Genomic DNA, 25686 nt, shown 5'->3' on the forward strand with positions numbered 1-25686 from the left:
TGTTCGTTTGCTTGCTGTTCTTTTGCTTGTTGTTCCATTGCCATATGCTCCACTTACTCTGTGCCAACTGGGCTGACGGTTTCCCACTTAGTATCACTGTCGCTACTGGCCAACATGGCATCAATAAACGCCATGCCGCGAAGACCAGATTTAATGCCAGGCACTCCATTTGCTTTGCTGCTTGTATGTTCTGATTCGCTACGAACCGCTTTGGCAAAATCGTTATATAAATTTGCCATGGCTTCTAGGTAACCTTCGGGGTGTCCGCCTGGAATACGGCAACGATTAACAGCTTCATCACACAAACCGGGTTGCCCTAGTCCAGCACGGAATACTTGATATGGCTGGCCTATAGGGCGATACACCACAGAGTTCGGTTCCATTTGATGCCACTCTAATCCGCCTTTATCGCCATACACTTTTATCTTTAAGGCGTTTTCTTCACCTGCGCACACTTGGCTGGCAATCAACACACCAGTAGCACCTTTCTTGGTTTTAATCAGCGCTGCGCCATCGTCATCTAACTGCCTGTCATCAATGTGTGTATAAAGCTGACCACATAAGGCCGTAATAGCATCGTCTAAAACAAATTCAGCAAGTCCAAAAGCGTGGGTACCAATGTCGCCCATACAGCCGCTACCGCCAGCTAAACTCGGGTCGGTACGCCACTTGGCCTGTTTATTATGGGTTTCTTCATTTGCCGATAACCACCCTTGTGGGTACTCAACAAACACTTTACGAATGTTACCTAGCATGCCGCTTTCAACCATGTGGCGCGCTTGCCACACCATGGGATAACCCAAATAGGTGTGCGCTAAGCCGTATAATCTGTCGGTACTATGAAGTAAGTCTTGTAAGTCTTTTACCTCGCCCAAGCCAACACCGGCGGGCTTTTCGCAGAACACGTGAAAACCCGCTTTTATTGCGGCCATTGAAATAGGGACGTGTAAATGATTCGGCGTAACAATAGACACCACCTGCATGCGTTGCTGCTCTGGAAGCGCAGCTTCTTTTTCTAGCATGTCTTCCCACGAGGCATAAGTACGGCTAGGTTCTACACCTAAACTATCTGCCGTGTTCTCGTTATTGCTGGAGTCGCGACTAAAAGCGCCACATACCAAATCGTACTGACCATCTAGCCCAAATGCGTTGCGATGAACCGCACCAATAAATGCGCCCTCACCACCACCAATCATACCTAATCTTACTTTTTGCATTTTCGCCATGCTGCGTAGCTCCTGTTGTGGTGCAGTGCTTAACCGGTAAACCTTACCAGTATCACGCTCGCTTATTGCAAACTTGTTGCATTATTGTAACCATATTTAAAATGTAACGGATTACATTTTTGTCTGTCAATGTATTTGGGCGTTTTTTGTTAAACTTAAGTTTAAGAAGATAAGCTAAATAGTCTTAAAACAAACGTATTTTGCTTTAAAACAGCGAATGAACGGATTAAGACGCCAAAACCATTTACAAAAAATATACACTTAGCACTGGATTTTTTAAGAAAGATACGTATTCTAAATTCCAAATGATATCGGTTACATCAATTCAATTAATTCGCAGATAAGCGAATAAAGATAAGACACGAGTAAATGGCAAATATTAGAGATGTTGCTGATAGCGCTGGTGTTTCGGTAGCAACGGTGTCTCGGGCTCTTCAACAACCCGAGCGCGTTTCACCGAAAACCCGCTCAAAAGTGATGACGGCGGTTGAGCTAGTCGGTTACAAGCCTAACTTAATGGCGGTAAAGTTTCGTTCCGGAAAAACCCACAACCTTGTTGTGCTGGTTCCTACTGTCGCGAACGTGTTTTTTGCGCGTGTTATAAGTGGTATGCAAGAAACGGCAGCAGAATTGGGTTACTCAATTTTACTGGCAAACACCTTGGGTAACCCTGATATTGAAAGCCATTACGCAAAAATGGTAAGTACTTCTCAGGCCGATGGATTAATTCAGCTACGAGCATTAAATCCTTTCGACGACAGCATGATCAACGACAATGGGCTGCTGCCTATGGTAAACGCCTGTGAAGTTATTGATGAAGGTAAATACCCTACCGTAGCACTTGATAACCGTGCCGCGGCAAAAGCCATGACTGAACATTTGTTAGGGTTGGGCCATACTCGAGTTGCGATGATAAAAGGCCCTCAGTCAAGCCCGCTTACGCAAGACCGTTTGTCGGGGTATAAAGATGCGTTAAACGATGCCAATATTGCCTTCGACGACAGCCTGCTATTTCCTGGCGACTTCACGCTACAAGCGGGCTATAACGCAGGCGTAACTATTGCCCAACAAGCGCAAAAGCCGACTGCTGTATTTTGTGAAAACGACGAAACAGCAATAGGTGCTATGCAAGCATTTAAACAAGCAGGCTTGCGTATTCCTCAAGATATTTCGGTAGCGGGATTTGACGATATTGCCTTTTCGGCATTTTGCGACCCACCGTTAACCACGATTGCCCAGCCAGCCGAAGAATTCGGCCGAACGGCAGTAAGCTTATTGATAGACCTCATTAACGGCAAAATTCGTAAAGCACCAAAAGTTATTATGCCGTTTGAACTCATTGCTAGAGGCAGTACTGGCCCAGCTCACATTGTGTAACAGCGCATAATGGCGCGTTAAGGAGAATGCTATGTTTACCCCTTCCACCTTCACCCGCAGGCAGTTTATTCGCGCTGCAACCATAGGTGCAGGCTGCGCCGCAATACCCAGCGTATTTGCACATTCACATACAGCTAAGTCGTTAAACTCAAATGGTATGGCGAGCAATAGTATTGGATTACAGCTTTATACCCTGCGCGATATTATGAAAGTTAGTGTGCCTGCCACATTAAAATTAGTAGGCGCGGTGGGCTACAACGAACTTGAGTTCGCAGGTTACTTTGGCCATAGCGCCAAAGAAATTAGTACCATTCTAAAAGGCGAAGGATTAACTGCCCCGTCTGCTCACATTCAACTTGATGACTTTGATAACAACTTAGAGCAAGTGCTAGAAGATGCGCAAACCGTAGGTCATAAATACCTTGTGGTGCCTTGGCTTAGCGAAGCGCAGCGCGGCGTGGGCATAGCGCCTTACAAAGCGCTTGCTGAAAAACTTAACGTAATTGGTGAAGCCTGTAGTAAAGCCAATATTACATTGGCTTATCACAACCACGATTTTGAATTTGAAGTGCGTGATGGTGAAATACCGCTAGATGTACTTATTACTGAAACCGACTCTGATTTAGTATCTATGGAGCTAGATTTGTACTGGGCAGTTAAAGCCGGAAAAGACCCCGTAGATTACTTTAAGCAATACCCTGGTCGTTTTAAATTGTGGCATGTAAAAGACATGGCGACAGACGGTAGTTTTGCCGATGTGGGCACAGGCGTTATCGACTTTGAAACAATTTTTGCGAATGGAAAGCTGGCTGGAATTGAGCATAAATTTGTAGAACGGGATCAAACCGGCGATCGTATTGCCACTATTGAACAAGGCTATAAAGCGGTAAGTATGCTAAACAATACTTTGTAGCAAGACACTTTTAGCAAAGCGCTTTAGCAAAACCCTATATATCGTTATGATAACGCCACCTTTATGTTGTAGGTGTCGTTATCATGAGTAATGCCGTATGAACGAACTGTTCAGTGCCCTATCCCGCACGTTAAGCCCTTATTACGCCGAAATGAGCATCATGCTTATGGCCACCATTTTAGTGGTGTACGGCGATATTATTAATAGCCATATAAAGCGTATTTTAGCCCCCTATCATTTCATACTACGGGTTAGCCTTTTTGTAGTGCTATGTGCCTTCGGTTATGGCGCATTAACCCTTTATGGTGCTCCTTTTCTGCATCATGTTATTGCATACCTTCCTTGGCAGTACCAAGGTGCAGGTTTTGTTTTTGCGTTTATGTTTATTGGTTTTTTGGCCGAGCGTAGAAGATACATATAAAAAAAGCGAAGCCCACTGGCTTCGCCTTTCTATTTTCTAAGCGTACTTATGTGCGTATTAATCTACATTTCGAATGTAGTTAATGCTTGAAAAGGTAAGTAGACTTTCAGTAATACCTTCACTGGCATAAAACGCAGCCCAGTCGTCTGAGTTGTCTACATCTTCCCTTGTTTCAGGATCTTGAGCTTGTAAGTAGTTACCGAATTTCAGGTAAGAATCGGTGCTGTCTTCAATAGTTCGCGAAAAAGACTCACCAAACGCTGAAACCGTCACATAACCATGGTCGTTAATAACTCTGAAATCGAAATTTTGACCGCTTACCATAGTGCCTAACAACTGCTTGTCTTCACCGGAACCGTCTTCTCGTGCCAGGCGTACGTACACATCAAAAATACCATTACGAGCTACGCTGTCACTTTCTACGCCAGCATTTGTTGGAGTGAACCCTCCTTCACTGGTATCAGAAACGTATAACTTCATAATAGTGCCTGTGTCACTAGCATGATGCTGGGCAACAATAGCTTTTGAGCCATCGGACATTTCCACTTTTATGTTCGCTTGAAAGTCTTCAAACACGGCGGTCATTGCCACCCTTTTTTCTTGTTTTATTTTAAGCTCGTGACGCCAGCCGTTGCCGTTTGGCGTAACATGTTGCTCGCGTAAGGCATCAAACTCCATGGTGTCGCCCACACGTGGATCGGCACCCTCCATGTCCCAATCGCTCATATCAAAATTACCGGGAGTAGGGGTTGGTGTAGGCGTTGGATCAGGCGTGTTATCAGTATCTCCGCCGCAACCATAAATGTTGGTTTCAACAATGCTGTTCCACGTATTCGCCGAATTCTCTAACCCAGTAATACGAACATAACGCGCATCAGAATCGGTCACATCGTGAGTTTCATAACCTGAACTTGAACCGCTTGACGCGCCTGAAAGTAACACGGCATTCCAGTTACTGTTATTGGTAGACGTATGTACGTCGAAAAATGAACTACGGGTATTACCCTTAAACCATTTAACTTGTAATGCTTTTACCGTAGCCACTTCACCTAAATCGTAAGTAATCGTTTTGCCAGTGCCGTTGGAAGACCAACGCGACTCGTCCGTTAAGTCATTATCGATAGTATTTAATGGCCCGTGCCCATCGTTAGTGCCATTGTCGGTTGCAGTACTAATGCTTAAGTTCTCGTTTCCTGAACACGTGGAATTACCTGGCGGCGTTGTAGAGCCAGCACTTTCCAGCGTGAAATTGTCGAATCGACCTTCGCCGCCATAATAATTTGCATAAATTTTAACCGAAGTTGCAGAGCCTGAATTAAAGCTTACCGATACAGGTTCAAAATCGCTGCCGCCACCAGTTCTATTAAACCGCGTGCCGTTAACATCGGCACCGACTTTACCAATACCTTTTACGTACGCCTGCAAGGTGTAATCTGTGTTAGGTGTAACATCAACATATTGCTCTACTTTGCCATTCGCACCGGAAATTTTAGCAGAGCTACTTCCTGCATAGGCGTTACCAGATACTGCGGAAGGGTCGGTATCGGTCCAACCATCGAACCCACTTTCAAACCCTGGGTTATCGATAGATACCGAGGCTCCATGTACAAACGAGGTGCTTGCTAATGCAAGCGCAGTACCCACTACAAAAGAGAGTGATGTTTTTCGTGTCCTGATGTTCATGCAATTTGTCCTGTAATTAATGGTTTGGTAAACCAATTAAAGTAATCGCAACAAAAAAGTTGTGACTAAAAACGAAATTCATTTTTCGATACAGGCTAGAAATAAAGCTTACCAAAATGGTAATACCAATGATCCAGCCCACATGTAAAATAATTAACCAAAAAACCAATAAGATCAACACAAACCATTAACAAAATACTTACCAAAAAGTAAATTGATAGACTAAGGACTACTCAAAAGTGCAAAGACAATCAAACAAAATAAATATAAATCATAAAGATAATTGCAACCTTTAAATTAATGTTCGAAAAATAGAAATGAGAATTATTTATAATAATAATTAACAAACTGGGCATAGTGGAAAAGTTTACAAGGCAAGAATCAGACAAAAAGAAATATAAATAACAACCAAAAACATTACCAATAAGTGCAAAATTGGTTAATAAAATTAATGTATGCGCTTTAATCTGACTTTTGTAGGAGGAATTTCGGTAATTAGACCTGATGTTCTGAACTGCGAGGCTCTTCAAAAGTACTGGAATACTGTTTAGGTGGTATACCCATGATGCGTTTGAATGTGGTCGAAAAATAGGACGGTCCTGCAAAGCCTACGCTAGTAGCTACCGAAATAACAGAAGCACCATTGGCTAAGCCCCCACAAATTTGGAACGCCCTACTTTGCTTGTAAACTCAAAAAAAATGTCGTTGCTGAAAAGGCAAAAGAGACAAAGGAAGTAAAATAAAATACTTTTTCATCAAATTGATTTCGTTTTGTATTTTGAATAACTAAATTTTGTATGCTTGAAGATGTTGCAACGAGAATGAAGAAAATTGAATAAATGAACGAAAGTACGATAACTATAAAATGGTTCAATCTCATCCAAAAAATAATGACATCAGCTTGACTGAGTAGAACCGATATTCCGAAGAACGCGCTCCACAAGACCATTAGTGAAAATAACACCGACTTTTTCAAACTTAAAATCGATTCTTTTATTAGCACACATTACCCCTATCCATTATTACTTGTTGATTAAAATCTATGTTTAGTCCTTTTTGGATATATAAAAAGAACCATAGATAAAGGTCACAACCGTTGCTAATACAATCAGTGTTGTTCTAAGCCAGTCTATCGGTATAATCTTAACAACGGAAACTACCAATGCCCATAGCACCATAGCCCCTAAAACTTTAGGGTAGTGTCTATATCTATTTCTTCTATTCACGTTAAACCTTTAAACTAATATAAATTTATATGTACGGTAATTTAACACGCACTCTTAAGTGCTCTACTCGTCTATTAAATGGTTTGAAAAACCTAATCACATGTAAAACGCAGTCTACTTAAACCGCCTAATTTCAGCAGTATATAGTAAAACTTGTAAGAGTTTTTACTGGGTAAGAATTGTTAGTCAACTTGCCGATAAGCTGTAACGCTCGTGTGCTTTTAAATGACTTACTGGTGAAACAATTGCTGCTAATTAGACCTGATGTTCTGTACTGTGAGGTTCTACTAATGTGCTGGAGTACTGTTTAGGTGGTATACCCATGATGCGTTTGAATGTGGTCGAAAAATAGGACGGTCCAGCAAAGCCTACGCTTGTAGCTACCGAAATAACGGAGGCACCATTGGCTAGTAGCGCTTTGGATTTGTCTATTCTGAATCGCGATAGAAACTCGCTGAAGTTGTAGTCAAATAGCTCTGAAAGCTTTCGGTTTAAACTTCTGGGGCTTATTAGCAATAAATCAGCAGCTTTATCCCTAGTAAAATATTCATCTTGATAATTTTTTTCTAAAACAGAGATAAAGTTAAGGTAAAAAGCCATATCTTTTTCTGACAAAAGTTCTGGCAATAAAATACAACTGTCTTCGCTTTTATTCATGTCTGACGACGAGAGATTGTTCGATGGGGCTCGTTTTAATGCTACAAGATGCCTTACTCTGAGCATTAATTCTTCATCAGCGATAGGCTTAGTGAGCAAACAGTCTACATTCGCCTGTAAGGCTCTTTCTTTTGATTCATCATCTACTTTTGCCGTTAAAACAATAATGGGTAAATAATTTAAAGCATCAGTATCACGCAATTTTTCCACAAAGTTCAGCCCCCCCATAACCGGCATCATAAGATCGGTTATGACTAGGTTAACTTTGTGAGTCTGTAGAATATCTAGAGCCTGCTTTCCGTCTCTAGCCACAAGGCATTTGTAGGTCGAAGAGAATAACTTAAAAAGGTGATTACGAAGTTGACGGCTATCATCCACTAACAAGATAGCTGGCTTGTCTTCCCAATTACTATCAGTACTTTCATCTAAGTTTTGACTATTTAAAAGCTGTATATCATCTATGGGGAAAGTCGCTATAAACTTGGTACCTTTGCCTAGCGCACTGTCGACAGATATTTCGCCCTGATTCATAGCCACCAACTCTTTAACTAAAGACAGACCAATTCCCTCGCCTGTGGCTTCTGGAGATGGATCTATCCTTTTGTAACGCTTAAAAATTTCTTGGTGGTTAGACTCATCGATGCCTTTCCCATTATCCCGAACGCTAAGTGTTAGATTATCTTCGTCAAAAACGGCTGAAAATTTAATTATTCCATTGTTTTCGGTAAATTTAACCGCGTTAGTAATGAGGTTCCCAATAATCGACTCTAAGCTACCTTTTAAAAGTGAAATAGTGCCTGTGCCTCGTGTACTTACATCGAGTACTTGGCGCTTTGTTTTCACTAATGAGTCTAAACTTGAAGCTATAATTTTAATATCATCTACAGAGTACAACCTAAAGTTTTCTAGCGTTGAAGTACCCAGTTTGTCTACCGTATTCACTTGATCTAATAAGTTTTCCATTCTTTGAACATTGTGGACTAACGCCGTGATATTGAGCTTTTCTTTCTCTGAATCACTTTTCTTCGAATCACCTAACTCGCTCATAATGAGTTGCAGTGGCGTGCGAAGCTCGTGCGAGACATTACTGAAAAGCCGAATTTTGTTTTGTGCTAATGCTTCTATTTTATTCTTATGCTCAGCACCGTACCTACCTAATACCTTCTGTACCAGTGAAGTGTTAATAACCATAGAGGCCACTAGTTTTAGATAGCCTTTTCGATATAAATAAACACACATAATCATAAGGATGGCATATAGAAAGTAGGCGTAGTGACTTAAGTAGAACGGTGGACTTATTTTGAAATGCAGAGAATTGATGGGGTATTCAAGGTTGCTATAGGGTGACTGTACCCGAGCTTGCAATTCAAAACTGCCATAGCCAATATCAGAAATAGCTAAATTCATACTTGATGCGTTATGAGTTTGCCAATCTTCAATATACCCGAGTATTCTAAATTCTAGTTTATGCTTGTAGCTTTCCACGTAACTATTTGATGCGACACTGAAATCAAGTGTCTGATAGCTGCTATCAATAGTAAATTCAGAGTTCGAAAAAATAGGATATAAGGAGTCTACTTCACCCTCTTCATTGAACCATTCGGCTTTGAGGAAAGATATTTGAGGTGCAACATTTGCATCACTCAAACTTTTGATAATTGCTTTCTCATTGATGCTATAAGCAAATCTATCCCCCTCGATAATGATAGTATCATTTAGCTCGTGAATTCCTCCGAAATCAAAGTCGACATCCCAAATACCATTGTCGCTATCTAATTGATACAAATTGTCGTCACTCGTACTATAAAGAAAGAGCCCAATATTTGTAGTAAACCAGAAATTTCCATTGCTACTTAAAAGCCCCGCTCGAACAAATCTAATATCGGAATTATTTAGTAATTTACTTTTTGAAATGTCACCAGTAGTACTATCAATTTCATTGAGTCCACTGCCAGAGGAGCACACCAAATAAGTATTATTAAATTCTATGATGCAAGTGATTCTGCTCCATCCTGTCTCTGAGGGAGGCAAAACCTTCCAATTAAACTTAGACAGCTGAATGTGTATGGAACTGTCCGCGTCGAATCCCATTAGCTCGCCAGAAGATAAGACAATAGAACTTTTTAGAAATGGGGGCGCATCAAATTCATCTAAAATTGAGGTTAAATCAGCTAGGTAATATTTCCATCCATCATCTGTGAGGGCATAAGCATAGTATTTATCGTCACTTAAATTGATAATGTGATTGTGCGGGTTTGAGCAAAAACTTATTTCCCCTCTCTCTTTCAAATAAATCTCTTCAAATTTAACTTCGTAACTATCTAGACATTTCGCGGCTTTAAAAGTGTGGGGACTTAAGGAGCCATTTTGGGTTTTCAACAAATAGCTATTACTAGCATCTTTTATATACCCAACTCCCTCTGTCGTTATACCTGTTGATCTAATATTCTTTTGATAGATAACTTCATTTAAACTTAGATAGTTAACTGCCTTTTGAGAATCTGAAAACGCAATCACCCCTAATTGTGTTGATGCTAGAATCAACTCTCCGTTTCTTAGTTTATTGATTGCTACTATCGAGTGTATTGCATCTGATGTGATAATTGGATTCATCCAATTAATCGCCGTAATAGTATTTCCAATAACTTTGTATAGCCCGCCTGCAGCAATCCAGATATTTTCATCGTCAGCGATAAAAATTTTACTCAGTGGTTTTCTTATTGTTAAAGCCGAATCAAAAGGATAAAAATTCTTCGTGTTTTTTTGCTCATCTATTATGTAGATACCTTCAGGCCCACCAAGATATTGCTTGAAACCAGAATAAGAAATAGCAGTCAACTTTGATAATTTGGGATAATCTTTTGTTAAAGGGTTTAGCTTCACACTCTGACCAGCTAGATCTATCTCGATATGATAAGTTTCCGAAATCGCGTGTACTTTAGTTTGATTGTCAGAAACTAATGAATAGGCACCAGCTAAAGATTTAGATGAAATTTCATCTGCCCAATGTTGTATTTCCCTCGTCGTTCTATCAACAACATATATACCGTTGATTAATGAAAACACTAAATAGTCAGATGTTATGGCTAAATTCCAAACACTTTTTAGATCTGAGGAATGAGAAACAAACTGTTCTGAAACTCCTGTTTCTAGATTGTATTTGAAAACACCAACCCCAAATTCACTTACCCAAAGATAGCCTTTCTCATAAGCCACATCAGAAATTATGCCCGTCTTTGAACTAGACTGGTTATAACTAACTTTTTGGGATTCTTGTCCAACAATCTGAAAAACGCCATTTTCTGCAGCAAGGAATATAGCTTCATCAACAACCTCTATATCCCATATTACACCTGCAGGGGTTCCCGCAAATACACTACGTCCGTGGAAGCTTTCGCTTCCCCCTGATGCAAAAGCATCAATACTTAGCAACGAAAAAACAACAATTGAGCCAAAAAACGAGCTCTTGACCCATTTCATTTATATGTCCCTATATTCATATTCAATGTTCGTAGTTATTTATTATTCTCTAATTGCTGAACTAGCAACACCGATTAAAATTAATACTACAAGAGTGATAACACTATGAATATCGAACAAAAAACAAACATTCAAGAGCTGAACGAGCAAGATTATACTAATGTCTATGGTGGAATGAGTTCTTTTGCGGTTTTTCCAAAGCCGGGTTATAAAATTGAGCCAGAAAATCCAACTCCACCAGGCATAGGTCTAGACTCACTACACCAACAACCACTGCATACCGGCATTTTCGGCGGCTAATTGGTCATAAATAAAGTCACCCACATACAGGCAGTCTTCAGGTTGTAGCTGCCAGTGATGGGCTATGTGCAGCAGTGCTGTGGGGTCGGGCTTGGCGGGGGCATCTTCTCGGGTAAGTACAAACTCTATGGGAATACGGTTATTAACTATTTTAATAGCGGTGGCTTCTCGGCAATTGCGGGTCACAATGGCGATGGGCAAATTGTTTGCTAGTACCTTATCTACCATTTGCTTACCAAGGGGTAGCCATTTGGCGTTTTGGGCGTCGCTTAGTTCGTGCTGCAATATGGCGTAGTTGGCTTTCGCTTTGTCTTGTTCGCACGGCATATTGTCGATAAACGTAAGAATATCTTCGTCTTGCGGGCAGCCTATGTCTGCTCTCATTTGCGTGAAGTTAAGGCTAGACTCAACCAAGGTGCCATCTAAGTCAAAAATAACACCTTTAATACCGCTTAAATCCATTCTTTGTACTCTTTAATTGCGTTTACGATTAGGCAGAACTGCTTCTCTATTTCATTCACATTGCCAGAAAGTGGGCTGTGTTTCCGTTAACTTTTAGTTAGTTGCCCTATTTTCTGAACTCAAATTCTTTAATATCTACTAACATACGCATTCACTTTCATTTAGCATAGCCGCTCTTTTTTATAGGCTTCGTATTTTTATAGGTTACTAATGGGCGTATTCGCAGCACTTGGTACAGCACTTTGTTGGGCAATAGCCGCCCGTTTGTTTCGCGGCACTGGCAACGCATTCTCCCCCCTTACCATGAATTTTTGGAAGGGCCTTATCTCTATTGCTATTTTGGCTGTCGTTATTGCGGTAGTGCAGCCAAACGCTTATGAAACCAATGCCGTACTTTGGCTACTACTAAGTGGTTTTATTGGCATTGGCATAGGCGACACTTGCTTTTTTAAGGCACTAAAATCGATAGGCGATAGCCAAGCGGTATTAGTAGCCGAAACCTTAGCGCCTTTATTTACTGCGCTTTTTGCCATGGCGTTTATTGGTGAATGGATAACTTGGCAACAGTGGGTAGGTATTGCGATCGTGTTATTGTCGGTCGACATGGTAATAAAGGCTCGTAAACGAAATACCACACATGTATTCGCTACTTCAGGCTATATGTATGGCGTTGGGGCTGCTTTATGCCAAGCCGTAGGTGCGGTTGTTAGCCGCGACATTTTAGGCAGTGGTGATATAGATGCCGCCAGTGCTGCCTTCTTGCGCTTGGTGGGGGGAATGTTGTTTGTCGTGCCGTTAATAGTGATCACCCGTACAAAATGGTTACCGGTATTAGCAACCAATCAACGGGTGTGGCCTGCCTTTGTACTTGCCACCTTATTGGGCACTACCGCCGCTATTTACCTTCAAATGTTTGCCTTTGCCTATGCCAAAGCTGCTGTGGTGCAAACCCTTATCGCCACCAGCGCGTTAATGTCGCTAGGGGTTGCGTGGGTTATGGGCGAAAAAGCCACTAAGGCTACGCTGATATGGTCGGTTATTGCGTTGGTGGGTGTGGGTATTTTGGTGGGGTTTGGTGCTGGTAATGCAACTTCTCACTAATACACACATTCCTCTTTCAAAGCCGATGATATTTATCATCGGCTTTTTTTATTACCTCCCTCTTTGAAGCGCAATATTTCGCCACCATAATATAGCTATCGGTTTGTTTCACTTTATGTAACACCTAAACTTTTACCTTAGCCTTTTACCTCAAGATAGAGACATTATATGAAACGGGTTTTCTTATTCCTTGTTACCAACTTAGCCGTAGTTTTAGTGCTAGGTGTTGTGCTAAATATTGTGTTTGCTGCCTTTGGTATTGATAACCGCAGCATCACTGGTTTATTGGTTTTCTCTGCGGTTTTCGGTTTTGGCGGTGCGCTTATTTCTTTAGCAATGTCGAAATGGATTGCTAAGCGAAGTACGGGGGCACAGGTGATTGATAACCCCACTACACCCACTGAACACTGGCTAGTGAATATGGTATCTGCCCAGGCTAAAAAAGCGAATATTGGCATGCCAGAGGTAGCAATTTACGACTCCCCTGAAATAAACGCTTTTGCAACCGGTATGAATAAGAACAATGCCTTAGTTGCCGTAAGCAGTGGCTTATTAAATGGTATGAGCGAAGATGAAGCGGAAGCTGTGCTTGCCCACGAAGTATCACATATTGCTAATGGAGACATGGTTACCCTTACGTTAATTCAAGGAGTTGTGAACACCTTTGTTATCTTCTTAGCACGGGTTATTGCCGGTGCTATTTCGAATGCCACCCGCAGCAGTAATAGCGCAGGGAGCGCCTTAGGGGGCTTTGCTTACTATGGCATTGTGTTTGTACTTGAAATGCTGTTTGGTATTTTGGCTAGTATTATTGTGATGTGGTTTTCCCGTCAGCGTGAATATCGTGCCGATGCAGGTTCAGCCAAATTAGTGGGCAGACAAAAAATGATAGCGGCGTTAACGCGTTTAAAATCGAATAGTGAAAGTCAGCTAGATGGCACTATGATGGCCTTTGGTATTTCAGGCAAGTCTGCATTTTCAGAATTATTTATGAGCCACCCGCCCTTAGATAAACGTATAGATGTGCTCAGACGTCGCGCGAAAGCGCAATAATAAAGGGAATTACTACTATGACAGCACCTAAAGCGCTTTTTTTCGACATTAACGAAACCTTGCTTGATATGGCAGAAATGAAGCATGGCTTAGCACCATTACTCGGTGGCAATGAAGACTTAGTCGATTTGTGGTTTGCGAATCTTCTACATCACTCTCTTGTCGATATTGCGTCTAACCAGTTTAACGATTTTATCAACATTGGGGCGGCCGCCTTGGTGATGGTGGCACATAGTAAAGGCTTTACAGTTTCTGAAGACGAAGCCCTTAATGCCATAAAAAGCCACATTACTAAGCTTCCGGCACATGATGATGTGAAGCCAACACTTACAAAGCTTCAATCGTTGAATGTGCCTTTGGTGGCGCTGTCTAACTCCTCTATTGAAGGGCTAAAAGCGCAGCTGGAATTTGCTGGCATTAGTGAATGCTTTTCCCATGTACTAAGCACAGAACAAATTAAAACGTATAAGCCTTACCCCGATGTATATCGCTGGGCGTGCAAAGAAGTTGGCGTCGAGCCAAAAGATGCCATGATGGTAGCCGCACATGGGTGGGATGTGAGTGGTGCAAAGGCCATAGGTATGCAAACAACATTTGTAAGCAGGCCTGGTAAAATGATGTATCCGTTAGGACTTACACCCGACTTGAACGTGGAAAATTTAACTGAGCTTGAGCAAGAAATGAAAAAGGGTGCATAAAGCACCCTTGGTATATAACGTATAGCAGGCTTTAGTTATCAGTTTTAGCAACTAATTGTCTGCCTTTAAACCCATTTGTCGAACAAGATGAGCGCTTTGTTTCTAGCGCACCTAACTGGCGCTTTAACCACGACTTTTGAATTCCCGATTTCGCTGCATCCATTTCACCACTGACCCGTGAAATTTCTTTACCTACATTCACGCACGCTTTAGCAGTTGGCTGAAACCCGCCGTTTGCTAGGGCTGCAGAAGAAAATGCTGCAGATGATATTACCATTGCGATAGATGCGAATAGCGCTTGCTGTTTCATAAATGTCCCCAACGGCCTGATATAGTTCAAGCTCATTTATTTTCGGTAGAGAAAGGCTATGTGATGCCTTGAGTTTGTTTTAAAACTATAGCAATTATGATCTTATTTTTAGGTGTTAGGAATGATACCTAATGATAATAAATTCAGGTATACCGTAACGTCCCATGTCTTTTATTTACCCCATCATGTATTCGTATTACTCATGATTTTAAGAGGCGTTGCTAATGTTTCTTATATTGTTATCGACCCATTGTTAGAATTCACGAGAACCCTTCCGTAGTTGAGGTTACAGTAACAGCTTTCTGTAACAGCAATGTTATCGTGACAACGGTTCCGCGTTATTAAAACATCAAATAAATCAGCTAACAAGCTAAGTGGAAAACTTAGCGGCAACATGGAAGAAACAAAATCTTATTAAAGCCGTGTACCCACACCAATCGACTCTAATGTATCAAGTATAGCATCTGCTAGCGAAGCTAGCGGCGTAACGTAGGTAGCCGCATTTAATTCTATTGCCACTTTAGGCATTCCAAACACAACACAGCTTTTTTTATCTTGGCAGAACGTAGTGGCTCCTTGCTGTTTCATTTGCAGTAAACCGTTCGCACCATCCCGCCCCATCCCTGTTAGCAACACACCTACGGCATTTGCGCCAGCATTGGTCGCTAATGAATTAAAAAGTACATCTACAGAAGGTTTGTGCCCTGATTCTCTTGGTCCATCAGACAAGGCAATTCGATAATCTGCGCCGCTTCGCTCAACAACTAGATGTTTATCACCCGGTGCTAAATAGGCATGCCCTGGTAATAGACGCTCTCCGCCTTTTGCTTCACGGACCTCTATTTCACACAAGCTGTTTAGCCTGCGGGCGTAGGTTGTGGTAAAGCCCGGGGGCATGTGCTGGGTAATAACCGTGGCGGGCGCATTTCTAGGGAAATGCATGAGTACATCTTTAATCGCTTCTGTGCCACCAGTAGACGCCCCTATCCCTATTACCTTTTCGCTGCCGGTATAGCGCATAGCGGCATGTTGTGATGCGCGTGATTGGGTAGGTGCACTAAGTGTGGAATGTGCCGCCATTCTAATTTTTTCCGTTATTACCAAGCGATACTCTTCCATACCTTGCGCCACACCTAGTTTAGGTTTTGGTACAAAATCTACTGCGCCTAGTTCTAACGAACGAAGTGTAACATCTGCCCCCTTTTCGGTTAACGTAGATACCATAACCACCGGTGTAGGGCACGCTTTCATCATGACTTCTAAAAACCGCAAGCCATCCACCTTGGGCATTTCGATATCAAGGGTGATCACATTAGGCTTAAACTCTTGCACCATTTTTTTCGCTACAAACGCATCGGGAGCGGCGCCAACCAAAAGCATGTCAGCTTCATTATTAACAATTTCAGATAACAACTGCCTGATAAGTGCAGAGTCATCTACCACGAGAACTTTGATGGGCATTGTCAGGCTCCGTTAGCGAGAAATCATCGGGGTTGGCTTGCTGAGATAGCAGCGTTCGGTGGCTAGATTCACGCTCATACAAACTGGTATTATTGAAGTTTCTAATTCGCTTCATATACACATTACCTTCATCGGGTAGAAAGTATATTTTGCGGGCGTAGTCTGACATTAAGTCGCTATTTAATAGTGGGATATTTTCTCTCGTTAAATAGTTAACAACAAACTCCGCGTTAATTCTTCCAATATCTTGTTGTACAAACCCCGCGAGCACTTTGCCTCCGCCGAAAGCTTTGGCCACCAGCTTTTCCTTTCGTGCCCCAAGCGTGATGAGCTTTTCAATAAGCATATCCATCGCATGCACGCCGTATTTAGATGCAAGGTTACTGTCTAACTCACTGGCTAAATTCAATTCAGGCAACATAAAATGGTTCATGCCGCCAATCTTCTTTTCTGGGTCGTAAATACACGCGGCCACACAAGACCCTAAAATAGTGACTAACACCTTATTAGAAGCAGTAGCAACATACTGCCCGGGTAATAATTTAACGGCTTCTTTTCGAAATCGGTTGTCGAAGTAACTAATAGGTTGTTCATCTTGGCTCATACTGCTAACCCCTTTTAATTTGCTGGCCGATAAATAGTTTTACCCATTGGCCGTACCAACTCAGGGTACATAGTGAAGTTTTCAGAATGACCAGCTACATACATTCCCCCAGGTTTCATTAACTTAACCATTCGGGATAAAATTTTGCGCTGGGTGTCTCGATCGAAGTAGATCATGACGTTTCGACAAAAAATAATATCTATTGGGCTTTCAATGTCCCATGTGGGCGACATCAGGTTTAGGGTTGCAAATTGCACCATGCGCCTAAGCTCATCGGCTACACGCACTTTTCCTAGCTGCGCGCCTTTGCCTTTATAGAAAAACTGTTGGCGATAGTGAGGAGGTAATTGTTCAATGCCGCTTGCACTGTAAATTCCTGCGGCGGCTTTTTGTAACACGCGGCTGTCGATATCAGTAGCAACAATAGACACAGGTGGAGTAAAGGTGCCATATACCGATGCCACCGTCATGGCAATGGAATAAGGCTCTTCCCCCGTACTGCTGGCAGAACACCAAATGCGTTTGGTATTAGGGTGCTTCTTTAAGTACGTTGAAAGCGCCTCAAAATGGTGGGGCTCTCTAAAGAAAGAGGTTAAGTTAGTCGTTAGCGCATTAACAAAATGCTCTTGTTCTTGGTGGTTGTCGGCCACTACTGCCAAGTAGTCTTTAAAACGGGTTAATTTTAAAATGCGCAAGCGCCGCGCTAAGCGGCTATATACCATGGCATCTTTGGAATCGGCTAGGCGAATACCGGCACGCTCAAACAGTAGCCGCCTAACTCTATCGAAGTCTCGCCGACTGTAGGCAAATTCCCTTTGCGCCACTACCTCGTGTAACTCCGTCATACACTAAAAGGCCTCCCACTCTGCTTCATCTGGAGACGTTGGATTTAACGCCACTCTTGGCTTAGAAGGCCCAGGCCCCGATATCGCTCTTGGCGCGGACGTAGGAAATGACGTCATGCTATTCGATGACGCAGAGGCTGAACTAAAGTTTTGCTGCCCCACTTTAAATACAGCGACCCGCTGGGCTAGCTGTCCAGATTGCTGCCTCATACTGTCTGCAGCGGCTGCCGCTTCTTCTACAAGCGCTGCATTTTGCTGGGTCATTTCATCCATTTGCACCACGGCGTTGTTCACTTCTTGAATACCGGTGGCTTGCTCGGAACTGGCCGCGGCAATTTCTGACATAATGTCGTTCACCCGCTTAATTGCTGTGACGATATCGGCCATGGTTTCACCAGACTTATTCACCAACACATTGCCATTGGTGATCTTCTCTACCGAGGTTGAAATAAGCCCTTTAATGTCTTTAGCCGCTTCAGCTGAGCGCTGGGCTAATGTGCGTACTTCCGATGCCACTACAGCAAACCCGCGTCCTTGCTCGCCAGCGCGTGCCGCTTCTACCGCAGCGTTTAGGGCAAGTATGTTGGTTTGAAATGCAATGCCGTCAATAACACCAATAATGTCAGAAATGCGCTGGGCAGAATCGTTAATTTCTCCCATGGTGTGAACCACTTTTTCTATCACCTTTCCGCCCTCTGATGCTACATCTGAGGCCTGACTGGCCAAGCCTTTCGCTTGGTCAGCGTTTTCCGCATTCAGTTTTACCGTCCCGGTGAGCTCTTCCATGGCCGAAGCGGTTTCTTCTAGGCTAGACGCTTGCTGCTCGGTTCTACTTGATAGGTCGGCGTTTCCTGTGGCAATTTCATTAGAAGCTGTATCAATGGTTTCTACCGCATCGTGAATTTTGATGATGGTGTCGCGTAGTTCATCGACAAACTGATTGATTGACTCACCAAGTACTTTGAAGTCGCCATCTAGTGGCTCTTCAATGTTATGTAGTAAATCGCCTTCGGTAAGCTTAGACATTACGGTTTTGATACTCTCTACCGCTACCGTGCGCCCCGTAATATCGGTGGCGTATTTCACCACCCTAAAGGGTTTGCCATTTTGATCGAGTATAGGGTTGTACGAAGCTTGAATATAAACCGCATTGCCTAATTTACTAATACGCTTGTACTCGCCACTAGCATAAACCCCTTTGCGTAATTGCTCCCAAAACGCTGCGTACTCTGGGCTGTTTTTAAAAGCAGGCTCTACGAATATGCTGTGATGCTTTCCTTTCACTTCATCTAGGGTATAACCGAGTGCCGATAAGAAGTTACTGTTGGCATCTAAAATCACGCCATCTAAATCAAATTCGATAACAGCTTGGGATTTGCTTATGGCAGTTAATTGCCCTTCAAAGTAGGCATTTTTAGCTTTTTGCGCAGTAATATCGGTGGCGAATTTTACGACCTTAAAAGGTTGCCCATTGCTGTCGAATATAGGGTTGTAAGAAGCTTGGATCCAAATTTCGCTGCCCCCCTTGCCTAACCTTTTAAATTCACCGGTTCGATAATTACCCGCTTGCAAATCTTTCCAGAATGCAGCGTATTCAGGGCTAAGTTTTACCTCCCTTTCTACGAAGGTACTGTGGTGCTTGCCTTTTACTTCCTCTAAGGAATACCCCATCACACTAAGAAAATTATCATTTGCGGTAAGAATATTGCCTTGCATATCGAATTCGATAACGGCTTGCGACTTACTAATAGCGTTAATTTGCCCCTCATAATCGGCGTTCTGTGCTTTCTCAGCGGTGATATCAATAGCAAATTTCACAATAGCGGTTACCTTGCCATTGTGGTCAAAAATAGGGTTGTAAGAAGCTTGGATCCAAACGTCTTCGCCTTTATTATTTACCCGGCAAAACTCACCGCTGTGTGCCTCACCGCTTCGCAATACTGACCAAAAATCTTTATATTCTTGGCTACCGGCGTACTCGCGAGTAACAAACAAACTGTGATGCTTACCTTCAATTTCGCTTTCTGCGTATCCCATGGCAGATAGAAAGTTTTCATTCGCTTTAACAATATTACCGTCGGGAGTAAAAAGAATAACCGCTTGGCTTCGGTTAATGGCATTAACCATACCGGCACGCTGATCTTCTTGTTCGTTATCGTTCCATTGCACAACATATTGCGCGGGATCTGAGCTTGACGCACTAAGGGCGGTAATATTGAGGGTAAACACGCTCTCGGCCATTTGCGCATAGAGGCTGGCTTCACGGCACTGCAAAATGTCGTTCAACAGTTGGGTATTTCCCTTTACGATCGTCGATAAATTCTGCCCTTTCAACGAAGCATGACCACCGTGAGTGGATACCGTAAAATCATCAGGGTATTGCTGCGCCAACGTTAAAAAAGCTGGGTTGTGATATACAATATTACCCGCGCCATCAATTACCATAATGCTTGCGGTGCTTGCATCGAGGATCTGCGTTTTTAGCTGCGCCTCGTGCTGTGCAGCTTTAAGCTCATCATTGTTGAGAAAGTTAAACACGCCCATAACCAGTTCATCCTAAATTTGCGAAATTTTTTACCGTTGCAGTCTTAGTTGTTACGCGTCTTCGTTAACGCTTTCGGGAGCAACTAAGCCCATTTCTTCGCTGGTGATAAGGCTTTCAATATTCACCAGAATAACCATCTGACCATCTACATCTGCTAACCCGTGCAAGTAACGGCTGTCGAAAGCCACACCAAATTCAGGCGGAGCGAGAATTTGGTCTTCCATTAAACGAATAACATCCGATACGCCATCTACCACAATGCCCACAATGCGATCTTGAATATTCAGCATAATCACGATGGTAAATTCGGTATAAGTGGCCTCGCCAACATTGAATTTCAGGCGTAGATCCACAATAGGCACAATGTCCCCTCGTAAATTAATGACCCCTTTAATAAAGGCTGGCGCGTTAGCAATTTTAGTGACTTGCTCGTAGCCCCGAATTTCTTTCACGGTTTTGATATCTAAAGCGTAGTGCTCATCGGCGAGTACGAAACTTAAATATTCTTTGTCATCGCCCCCGATAACTGCTTGATGTAATGCGGTATCACTCATGCGAGCATGTCCTCTAATTGACTTGAGGTATAAGTAGTTGCGATAGAGTCGGCATCAATAATGAGTGCAACTTTTCCGTCGCCCATGATGGTAGCGCCTGCAATTCCAGCTACTTTGCGGTAGTGATCTTCTAAGCTTTTGATTACCACTTGCTGCTGACCAACTAAGGCGTCTACCAGCACCCCGAAACGCTTTTTACTGCTTTCGAGTAGCACAACAATGGCTTCGGTGGGTTTACGGTTGGCGTTTTCTACGTCCATATAATCGTGAAGAGGCACAAGGGGCCAGTATTGGTCGCGAATATAAAGTACCGTATCGTTGCCCAAGGTTTTAAGCTGACTGGCTGTGGGCTGAAAAGACTCCACAATGTTGAGCAAAGGGATAACAAAAATCTGATTCCCCACCGACACACACATGCCATCAACAATAGCCAGGGTAAGGGGTAAATGGATGAAAAATCCCGACCCCTCTCCTAGTGAAGACTCTATTTCAATGCGCCCGCCAATGGCTTCGATATTTCGTCTAACCACGTCCATACCCACACCACGACCAGACACATCGGTTACCGCTTCGGCGGTAGAAAAACCAGCTTGAAAGATAAGCTGCCACACTTCGCTGTCTGGCATGTCATCGCTAACGACTAATCCGTTGGCGTGTGCTTTATCTAAAATACGTGCCCTATTCAGCCCGCCACCATCATCAATAATACTAATGATGATACTGCCGCCTTTTTGCTCAGCACCTAGTATCACGGTGCCCATTTCTGGTTTTCCGGCAGCACGTCGTTTTTCCGGCAGTTCAATACCATGGTCGATACTGTTTCTAACCAAATGCGTTAACGGGTCGACAAGCTTTTCTATCAGACTTTTATCAATTTCTGTGTGGGCGCCTTGCAAGACTAAATCGACCTTTTTATCTAGCTTGCCAGCCAAGTCACGGACTAGCCGAGGAAAGCGATTGAATGTCGCAGTCAGTGGTAACATTCTGACCGACATTACCGACTCTTGAATTTCGCGGGTATTTCGCTTTAACTCGTCTATCGCCACTTGCAAACGCTCGCCTACCTGCCCATCTACTTCCTGCCCAATTAGGGACAACATAGATTGGGTAATAACAAGTTCACCAACTAGATTGACCATGGCGTCTATCTTGCCTGTGTCTACTCGAATAGAGGCACTGTCTCGGCCACCCGCTTTTCTTGCTGGTCTGGCTGGTGACTTTGAAATATTAGGCGGCGGCGAGGTAGATTTGTTTGTAGCGGCATCGGGCGCAGCAGAGCGTTGTATGGCAATAGTGGGAACAGACGATGTGGGCGATTCCGTAGGTGCGGAATCATTATCTTTTGAACTTGGTTCGGGTATATCTGCGGTGTCGAAAAAACCAAAGCTTTCGTCACTGGCTACAGTTGTTATTAAAGGTACGTCTGGCTCATCAAAAAAGCCGAAGCCGTCGTTTTCTGCGCTAGCAACTGGTTCGCCGGGTGTATCATCAAAGAATCCAAAACCATCATCACTTGGTATCGACAATTCGTTGTCACTGTTTACGCTTTGCTGGCTGGTATCTAAGGCGGTGTCAGACTCATCATCAAAAAAGCCAAACGCGTCGCTGTTGGCGTCGCTATGACTAGAAGCCTCAATATGTGTATCTGTATCTTGGGTTTCTGTTAGCGCTCTTTCCAGCTTGGTAATACTCACTGCAATAGCTTGTTCTGGCACATCGATCTGATCGCGATAGGCCGCTAATGTCGCTTTTAATACATCAAGGGTTTCTAGTAACAGGTTAACGATATTAGTGGTAACAGATAGCTCTTGATTACGGGCCTTATCTAATAGGTTTTCCATTACATGGGTAAGATTCATTAAGGCATTGAAGCCAAAAATGCCACTTCCCCCTTTAATAGAATGGGCTGCGCGGAAAATACTGTTTAGTTCTTCCGAGTCAGGCGAGTCTACATCAAGGCTAATTAGCAGTTGTTCCATGTCGTCGAGATGCTCATCGCTCTCGTCAAAAAACACGCCGTGAAACTGCTCAATATCGATGCTCATTCTGAATCCTTCCAGGCCGGTAGATGTGAAGAGGATTAGCCCAAAACGCGCTTTGTCACATCTAGCAACTTATTAGGATCGAAAGGTTTCACCATCCAACCTGTAGCGCCCGCCGCTTTCCCTTTGGCTTTCATCTCTGGGCCCGCTTCCGTGGTGAGCATGACAATAGGCGTGCGATTAAAACCGCTTAAACTACGCAAGTTTTTGATAAGTGTTAAACCGTCCATGCGGGGCATGTTTTGATCGGTCAATACAAATCCAAATTGCTGAGACTTACACTTGTCTAATGCTTCTTGACCATCTTGTGCGGTGGTAACTGTGTAGCCAGCACCTTTTAAGGTCATCTCTACCATCTGACGAATTGATATAGAATCGTCGACTACTAAAATATGCTTGCTCATACTTTTTATTCCCTAACTGCCTAAAAGTAATAACTTTTGATGTCAAAATCCTTTGTACCCTAGAATAACTCTACCTCTCCGGACTGCATGGATGTTGCAGAAACCGGGTTGTGGTCGGTTTTTCCTCGTTGGGCAAGTGCTTGTTGGTAAGCCTTTAATTCAGAAGCAAAAGCCTCCAAATTTTCAGGCTCTAGTTGTTGGAGTCGCTCGATAATAAATTTTACAATATCTTTCGTATAATCAATGTGCTGGCCATTTATATCGCCAAACTGCATACCTCTTATCGCGTTATTTATTGCATCATCTAGTTGTTGTCCAATACCCTCTAGTTGCTTGGTGGTAACTTGGTCTGACTCTGCTTTGCGAATAATGTCTTTTAGCTCTTTACTGATATGGTCTTTGGCTTCAACCACATGGGAAATATCTTGAGAAGCAACAAACTCAGCGGTTTCGGTGAGCTTGTCTACTAAGCCTTTTATATTTTCTACCTGCTTCTTAATAACGTCACTGAACTGGGTTGAACGAGTAGACAGCGCCCGCACTTCATCGGCCACCACGGCAAAGCCTCTTCCAGCTTCACCCGCTCGCGCTGCTTCAATGGCTGCGTTAAGCGCTAACAAATTAGTTTGTGCAGAAATATCATCTATTCCACTAAGCGCATCAATAACCGTAGGCATTGCTTGTTGAATGATTTGTACTTGGCTCATTAAATGCTGTGTTGAAGACGACATTTTTTCAGTGGAATCGATAAAACTCACAAGGGTGCTGTCGGTGTCTTGAGCAAAATTGCGCATTTTATCTGAGTAAGCGGTATGGTTTGTTGCATCGACGCTAAGCAGGGCATCAATACAATTAACCTGTGCTGCCACTAGGTCTTTTAAGCTGGTAAAGGCTTGGCTAAGGGTAACAACCGCATCATCTTGGGTTGTTTTAATAGAAGACAGGTTTCCCTCACATATTGATAGCGAGTGAGCAATTTCTCCCCCTGCTAATGCAATATGATCTTCCACATGAGCTGTGCCGGAATGGGTTTCTCCAACTGAGGAATTGGCATCAGACGACGCGTTCTTACTAGACGCATAAGCGACAAATCCTATTAGCACCACCGTAAGCAAAATGAAGCCGAAAAGCGCTGAGCCAAAAAAGAACAGCGCCCAAGACGCCAATAGCCCTGCCACTGCGCCTACTACATAAATATTAGTGCTACTTTCTGATTGTGTAGATGAACTTTCCACGTTTGAATGCAAAAGGATCTCCTTATACCCTGCCACTACTCCTTCATCACTCCAGATTTAACCGAGAGAAATATGCATGACGTGTGTTCAATGTCATAAAGGTACTTACTCTTAATTTGATAAGGAGTAAGTAGGCAACGCGTTAGTCAATGTTGATTACAATATGGACTAAGCGTAGTACCCAATTTGGAAAGTTGGCAAGTAACGAGATGCGAAAAACTGCTATATGTGCAAAAAAACCTATGAAAGTCGGCGAACTCTAGATGTAACCTGTGGATATGAACTCAAATAACCTAGTTCAATTACTTACTGCATGAATACGATTGGTTTTGAAGGCTAAGAACGGCTGAATTCCCCTTGTTCCAAAATTCGGTATTCATTCCGATATAACGCGCCCCTGAGGCTGAACGCGTACGCTGCAATATATGAATATTACCTTTTTCAGATAGCTTGATTGTTTCTGGGCTTAAAAAGCGCACCACAATGTTTCCTGCGGTTGCACAATTAAACTGATGCGTTCCCGTGGTTGCCGCATCCATTTTTTCATTCTTCGCAGTGTCTTGTGCTGACATTCTTATTAACTTAAGCCTTTGTTTACCGGCGTTATCATAAATAACCAACCAAGTGCCCTTTTGAATTTCGTAACGACTTGCCATTTCTAGGGCTTTCACAAAGCGCTGCTCTTGCGCTGACATGGCACCTACACATGCGCGGCGCGTCGTTACCAATTTAGACGTTGCAAACTCACCTTCTGCTAATTCGCCCGCTTTTAAATTAAGTATGCCCGAAAATTGGTTACAGCCAGTAAAGCCGGAAATTCGATTTTTCGTTACCAACTCCACAGTCATCATGCTGCTATCGATAATGCCGCCCATGTCGATGCTTTCCACTTGCCAAGTACCGGTTAGGGTAATTGCAGATTCGTCGTCGGTCATTGAAGTCCCGTCGCTTGACGTTTGCGAAGGGTTATTACTACACCCAACAATGGTAAAAAGTAGGCTCAACACAATAAAAAGCGAATTACGAAAATGAGAGGGCATTACTAGTCCTTGCCGTTTTAAGATGAAGAAAAAAGAAAAAAGTACGAGT

General features: G+C 43.0%; 21 protein-coding genes. 7 read left to right on the plus strand and 14 right to left on the minus strand.

Annotated elements, in window-relative coordinates; all coding sequences use genetic code 11:
* Window positions 1–53 precede the first annotated feature (53 nt).
* Window positions 54–1217, minus strand: a complete 1164-nt coding sequence (locus tag J8L84_RS00935) for a Gfo/Idh/MocA family oxidoreductase (RefSeq protein WP_211069295.1) — start codon at window positions 1215–1217, stop codon at window positions 54–56.
* A 378-nt stretch (window positions 1218–1595) separates the two neighbouring features.
* Between J8L84_RS00935 and J8L84_RS00940 the strand changes: the two genes are divergently transcribed.
* The 3 genes from J8L84_RS00940 to J8L84_RS00950 all read left to right on the plus strand — a co-directional run bounded on the left by J8L84_RS00940 (window position 1596) and on the right by J8L84_RS00950 (window position 3937).
* On the plus strand, window positions 1596–2603 hold the full coding sequence (locus J8L84_RS00940; RefSeq protein WP_211069043.1) for a LacI family DNA-binding transcriptional regulator: 1008 nt from the start codon (window positions 1596–1598) through the stop codon (window positions 2601–2603).
* A 31-nt stretch (window positions 2604–2634) separates the two neighbouring features.
* Window positions 2635–3516, plus strand: coding sequence for a sugar phosphate isomerase/epimerase (locus J8L84_RS00945; protein WP_211069044.1), 882 nt, complete (start codon window positions 2635–2637; stop codon window positions 3514–3516).
* A 97-nt stretch (window positions 3517–3613) separates the two neighbouring features.
* Window positions 3614–3937: a DUF3392 family protein gene (locus J8L84_RS00950; protein WP_211069045.1), complete on the plus strand. Its 324-nt coding sequence runs from the start codon at window positions 3614–3616 to the stop codon at window positions 3935–3937.
* 57 nt (window positions 3938–3994) lie between these two features.
* Here J8L84_RS00950 and J8L84_RS00955 read toward each other — a convergent pair whose 3' ends face one another.
* Window positions 3995–5620, minus strand: a complete 1626-nt coding sequence (locus tag J8L84_RS00955) for a polysaccharide lyase family 7 protein (protein ID WP_211069046.1) — start codon at window positions 5618–5620, stop codon at window positions 3995–3997.
* 1481 nt (window positions 5621–7101) lie between these two features.
* On the minus strand, window positions 7102–10983 hold the full coding sequence (locus J8L84_RS00965) for an ATP-binding protein (protein ID WP_211069047.1): 3882 nt from the start codon (window positions 10981–10983) through the stop codon (window positions 7102–7104).
* Window positions 10984–11088: 105 nt separating this feature from the next.
* On the opposite strand from J8L84_RS00965, the gene J8L84_RS00970 reads away from it, so the two are divergent.
* Window positions 11089–11283 (plus strand): hypothetical protein, encoded by a 195-nt coding sequence (locus J8L84_RS00970; protein ID WP_211069314.1) that lies wholly within the window; start codon window positions 11089–11091, stop codon window positions 11281–11283.
* On the opposite strand, the gene J8L84_RS00975 is transcribed toward J8L84_RS00970, so the two are convergent.
* Window positions 11242–11745, minus strand: a complete 504-nt coding sequence (locus tag J8L84_RS00975; RefSeq protein WP_211069048.1) for an HAD-IA family hydrolase — start codon at window positions 11743–11745, stop codon at window positions 11242–11244. The genes J8L84_RS00970 and J8L84_RS00975 overlap by 42 nt on opposite strands.
* 210 nt (window positions 11746–11955) lie before the next feature.
* On the opposite strand from J8L84_RS00975, the gene J8L84_RS00980 reads away from it, so the two are divergent.
* From J8L84_RS00980 to J8L84_RS00990, 3 genes are all read left to right on the plus strand, one after another.
* Window positions 11956–12846, plus strand: coding sequence for a DMT family transporter (locus tag J8L84_RS00980; protein WP_211069049.1), 891 nt, complete (start codon window positions 11956–11958; stop codon window positions 12844–12846).
* Window positions 12847–13014: 168 nt separating this feature from the next.
* Window positions 13015–13899 (plus strand): protease HtpX, encoded by an 885-nt coding sequence (gene htpX / locus J8L84_RS00985; protein ID WP_211069050.1) that lies wholly within the window; start codon window positions 13015–13017, stop codon window positions 13897–13899.
* Window positions 13900–13916: 17 nt separating this feature from the next.
* Window positions 13917–14597 (plus strand): haloacid dehalogenase type II, encoded by a 681-nt coding sequence (locus tag J8L84_RS00990; RefSeq protein WP_211069051.1) that lies wholly within the window; start codon window positions 13917–13919, stop codon window positions 14595–14597.
* 31 nt (window positions 14598–14628) lie between these two features.
* Here J8L84_RS00990 and J8L84_RS00995 read toward each other — a convergent pair whose 3' ends face one another.
* From J8L84_RS00995 to J8L84_RS01040, 10 genes are all read right to left on the minus strand, one after another.
* The gene (locus tag J8L84_RS00995; RefSeq protein WP_211069052.1) at window positions 14629–14907 is read right to left on the minus strand and encodes a hypothetical protein; all 279 of its coding nucleotides are present in this window, start codon (window positions 14905–14907) and stop codon (window positions 14629–14631) included.
* A 414-nt stretch (window positions 14908–15321) separates the two neighbouring features.
* Window positions 15322–16368, minus strand: coding sequence for a chemotaxis response regulator protein-glutamate methylesterase (locus tag J8L84_RS01000; RefSeq protein ID WP_211069053.1), 1047 nt, complete (start codon window positions 16366–16368; stop codon window positions 15322–15324).
* Window positions 16340–16972 (minus strand): chemoreceptor glutamine deamidase CheD, encoded by a 633-nt coding sequence (gene cheD, locus J8L84_RS01005; protein ID WP_211069054.1) that lies wholly within the window; start codon window positions 16970–16972, stop codon window positions 16340–16342. The genes J8L84_RS01000 and cheD overlap by 29 nt, the downstream gene beginning before the upstream one ends.
* A gap of 14 nt (window positions 16973–16986) precedes the next feature.
* Window positions 16987–17817, minus strand: a complete 831-nt coding sequence (locus tag J8L84_RS01010; RefSeq protein WP_211069055.1) for a CheR family methyltransferase — start codon at window positions 17815–17817, stop codon at window positions 16987–16989.
* Window positions 17818–17820: 3 nt separating this feature from the next.
* Window positions 17821–20361: a methyl-accepting chemotaxis protein gene (locus J8L84_RS01015; protein WP_211069056.1), complete on the minus strand. Its 2541-nt coding sequence runs from the start codon at window positions 20359–20361 to the stop codon at window positions 17821–17823.
* A gap of 51 nt (window positions 20362–20412) precedes the next feature.
* Window positions 20413–20916 (minus strand): chemotaxis protein CheW, encoded by a 504-nt coding sequence (locus tag J8L84_RS01020; RefSeq protein WP_057794525.1) that lies wholly within the window; start codon window positions 20914–20916, stop codon window positions 20413–20415.
* A complete protein-coding gene (locus J8L84_RS01025; protein WP_211069057.1) occupies window positions 20913–22961 on the minus strand; it encodes a chemotaxis protein CheW in 2049 nt (682 codons plus the stop codon). Before J8L84_RS01025 ends, J8L84_RS01020 begins: the two co-directional genes overlap by 4 nt.
* A 35-nt stretch (window positions 22962–22996) precedes the next feature.
* Window positions 22997–23362, minus strand: coding sequence for a response regulator (locus tag J8L84_RS01030; RefSeq protein WP_013785776.1), 366 nt, complete (start codon window positions 23360–23362; stop codon window positions 22997–22999).
* A gap of 59 nt (window positions 23363–23421) precedes the next feature.
* Window positions 23422–24609: a methyl-accepting chemotaxis protein gene (locus tag J8L84_RS20530; protein WP_211069058.1), complete on the minus strand. Its 1188-nt coding sequence runs from the start codon at window positions 24607–24609 to the stop codon at window positions 23422–23424.
* 290 nt (window positions 24610–24899) lie between these two features.
* Entirely contained in the window at window positions 24900–25637 is a 738-nt protein-coding gene (locus J8L84_RS01040) for an META domain-containing protein (RefSeq protein ID WP_211069059.1), read from the minus strand.
* Window positions 25638–25686 lie beyond the last annotated feature (49 nt).

Source organism: Alteromonas sp. MMG017, from assembly GCF_018100795.1.
GTDB lineage: Bacteria > Pseudomonadota > Gammaproteobacteria > Enterobacterales > Alteromonadaceae > Alteromonas.

Coding starts and splice junctions, on each gene's coding strand:
- J8L84_RS00935 (WP_211069295.1), bottom strand. CDS start 1,217: ATGCAAAAAGTAAGATTAGGTATGATTGGTGGTGGTGAGGGCGCATTT.
- J8L84_RS00940 (WP_211069043.1), top strand. CDS start 1,596: ATGGCAAATATTAGAGATGTTGCTGATAGCGCTGGTGTTTCGGTAGCA.
- J8L84_RS00945 (WP_211069044.1), top strand. CDS start 2,635: ATGTTTACCCCTTCCACCTTCACCCGCAGGCAGTTTATTCGCGCTGCA.
- J8L84_RS00950 (WP_211069045.1), top strand. CDS start 3,614: ATGAACGAACTGTTCAGTGCCCTATCCCGCACGTTAAGCCCTTATTAC.
- J8L84_RS00955 (WP_211069046.1), bottom strand. CDS start 5,620: ATGAACATCAGGACACGAAAAACATCACTCTCTTTTGTAGTGGGTACT.
- J8L84_RS00965 (WP_211069047.1), bottom strand. CDS start 10,983: ATGAAATGGGTCAAGAGCTCGTTTTTTGGCTCAATTGTTGTTTTTTCG.
- J8L84_RS00970 (WP_211069314.1), top strand. CDS start 11,089: ATGAATATCGAACAAAAAACAAACATTCAAGAGCTGAACGAGCAAGAT.
- J8L84_RS00975 (WP_211069048.1), bottom strand. CDS start 11,745: ATGGATTTAAGCGGTATTAAAGGTGTTATTTTTGACTTAGATGGCACC.
- J8L84_RS00980 (WP_211069049.1), top strand. CDS start 11,956: ATGGGCGTATTCGCAGCACTTGGTACAGCACTTTGTTGGGCAATAGCC.
- htpX (WP_211069050.1), top strand. CDS start 13,015: ATGAAACGGGTTTTCTTATTCCTTGTTACCAACTTAGCCGTAGTTTTA.
- J8L84_RS00990 (WP_211069051.1), top strand. CDS start 13,917: ATGACAGCACCTAAAGCGCTTTTTTTCGACATTAACGAAACCTTGCTT.
- J8L84_RS00995 (WP_211069052.1), bottom strand. CDS start 14,907: ATGAAACAGCAAGCGCTATTCGCATCTATCGCAATGGTAATATCATCT.
- J8L84_RS01000 (WP_211069053.1), bottom strand. CDS start 16,368: ATGCCCATCAAAGTTCTCGTGGTAGATGACTCTGCACTTATCAGGCAG.
- cheD (WP_211069054.1), bottom strand. CDS start 16,972: ATGAGCCAAGATGAACAACCTATTAGTTACTTCGACAACCGATTTCGA.
- J8L84_RS01010 (WP_211069055.1), bottom strand. CDS start 17,817: ATGACGGAGTTACACGAGGTAGTGGCGCAAAGGGAATTTGCCTACAGT.
- J8L84_RS01015 (WP_211069056.1), bottom strand. CDS start 20,361: ATGGGCGTGTTTAACTTTCTCAACAATGATGAGCTTAAAGCTGCACAG.
- J8L84_RS01020 (WP_057794525.1), bottom strand. CDS start 20,916: ATGAGTGATACCGCATTACATCAAGCAGTTATCGGGGGCGATGACAAA.
- J8L84_RS01025 (WP_211069057.1), bottom strand. CDS start 22,961: ATGAGCATCGATATTGAGCAGTTTCACGGCGTGTTTTTTGACGAGAGC.
- J8L84_RS01030 (WP_013785776.1), bottom strand. CDS start 23,362: ATGAGCAAGCATATTTTAGTAGTCGACGATTCTATATCAATTCGTCAG.
- J8L84_RS01040 (WP_211069059.1), bottom strand. CDS start 25,637: ATGCCCTCTCATTTTCGTAATTCGCTTTTTATTGTGTTGAGCCTACTT.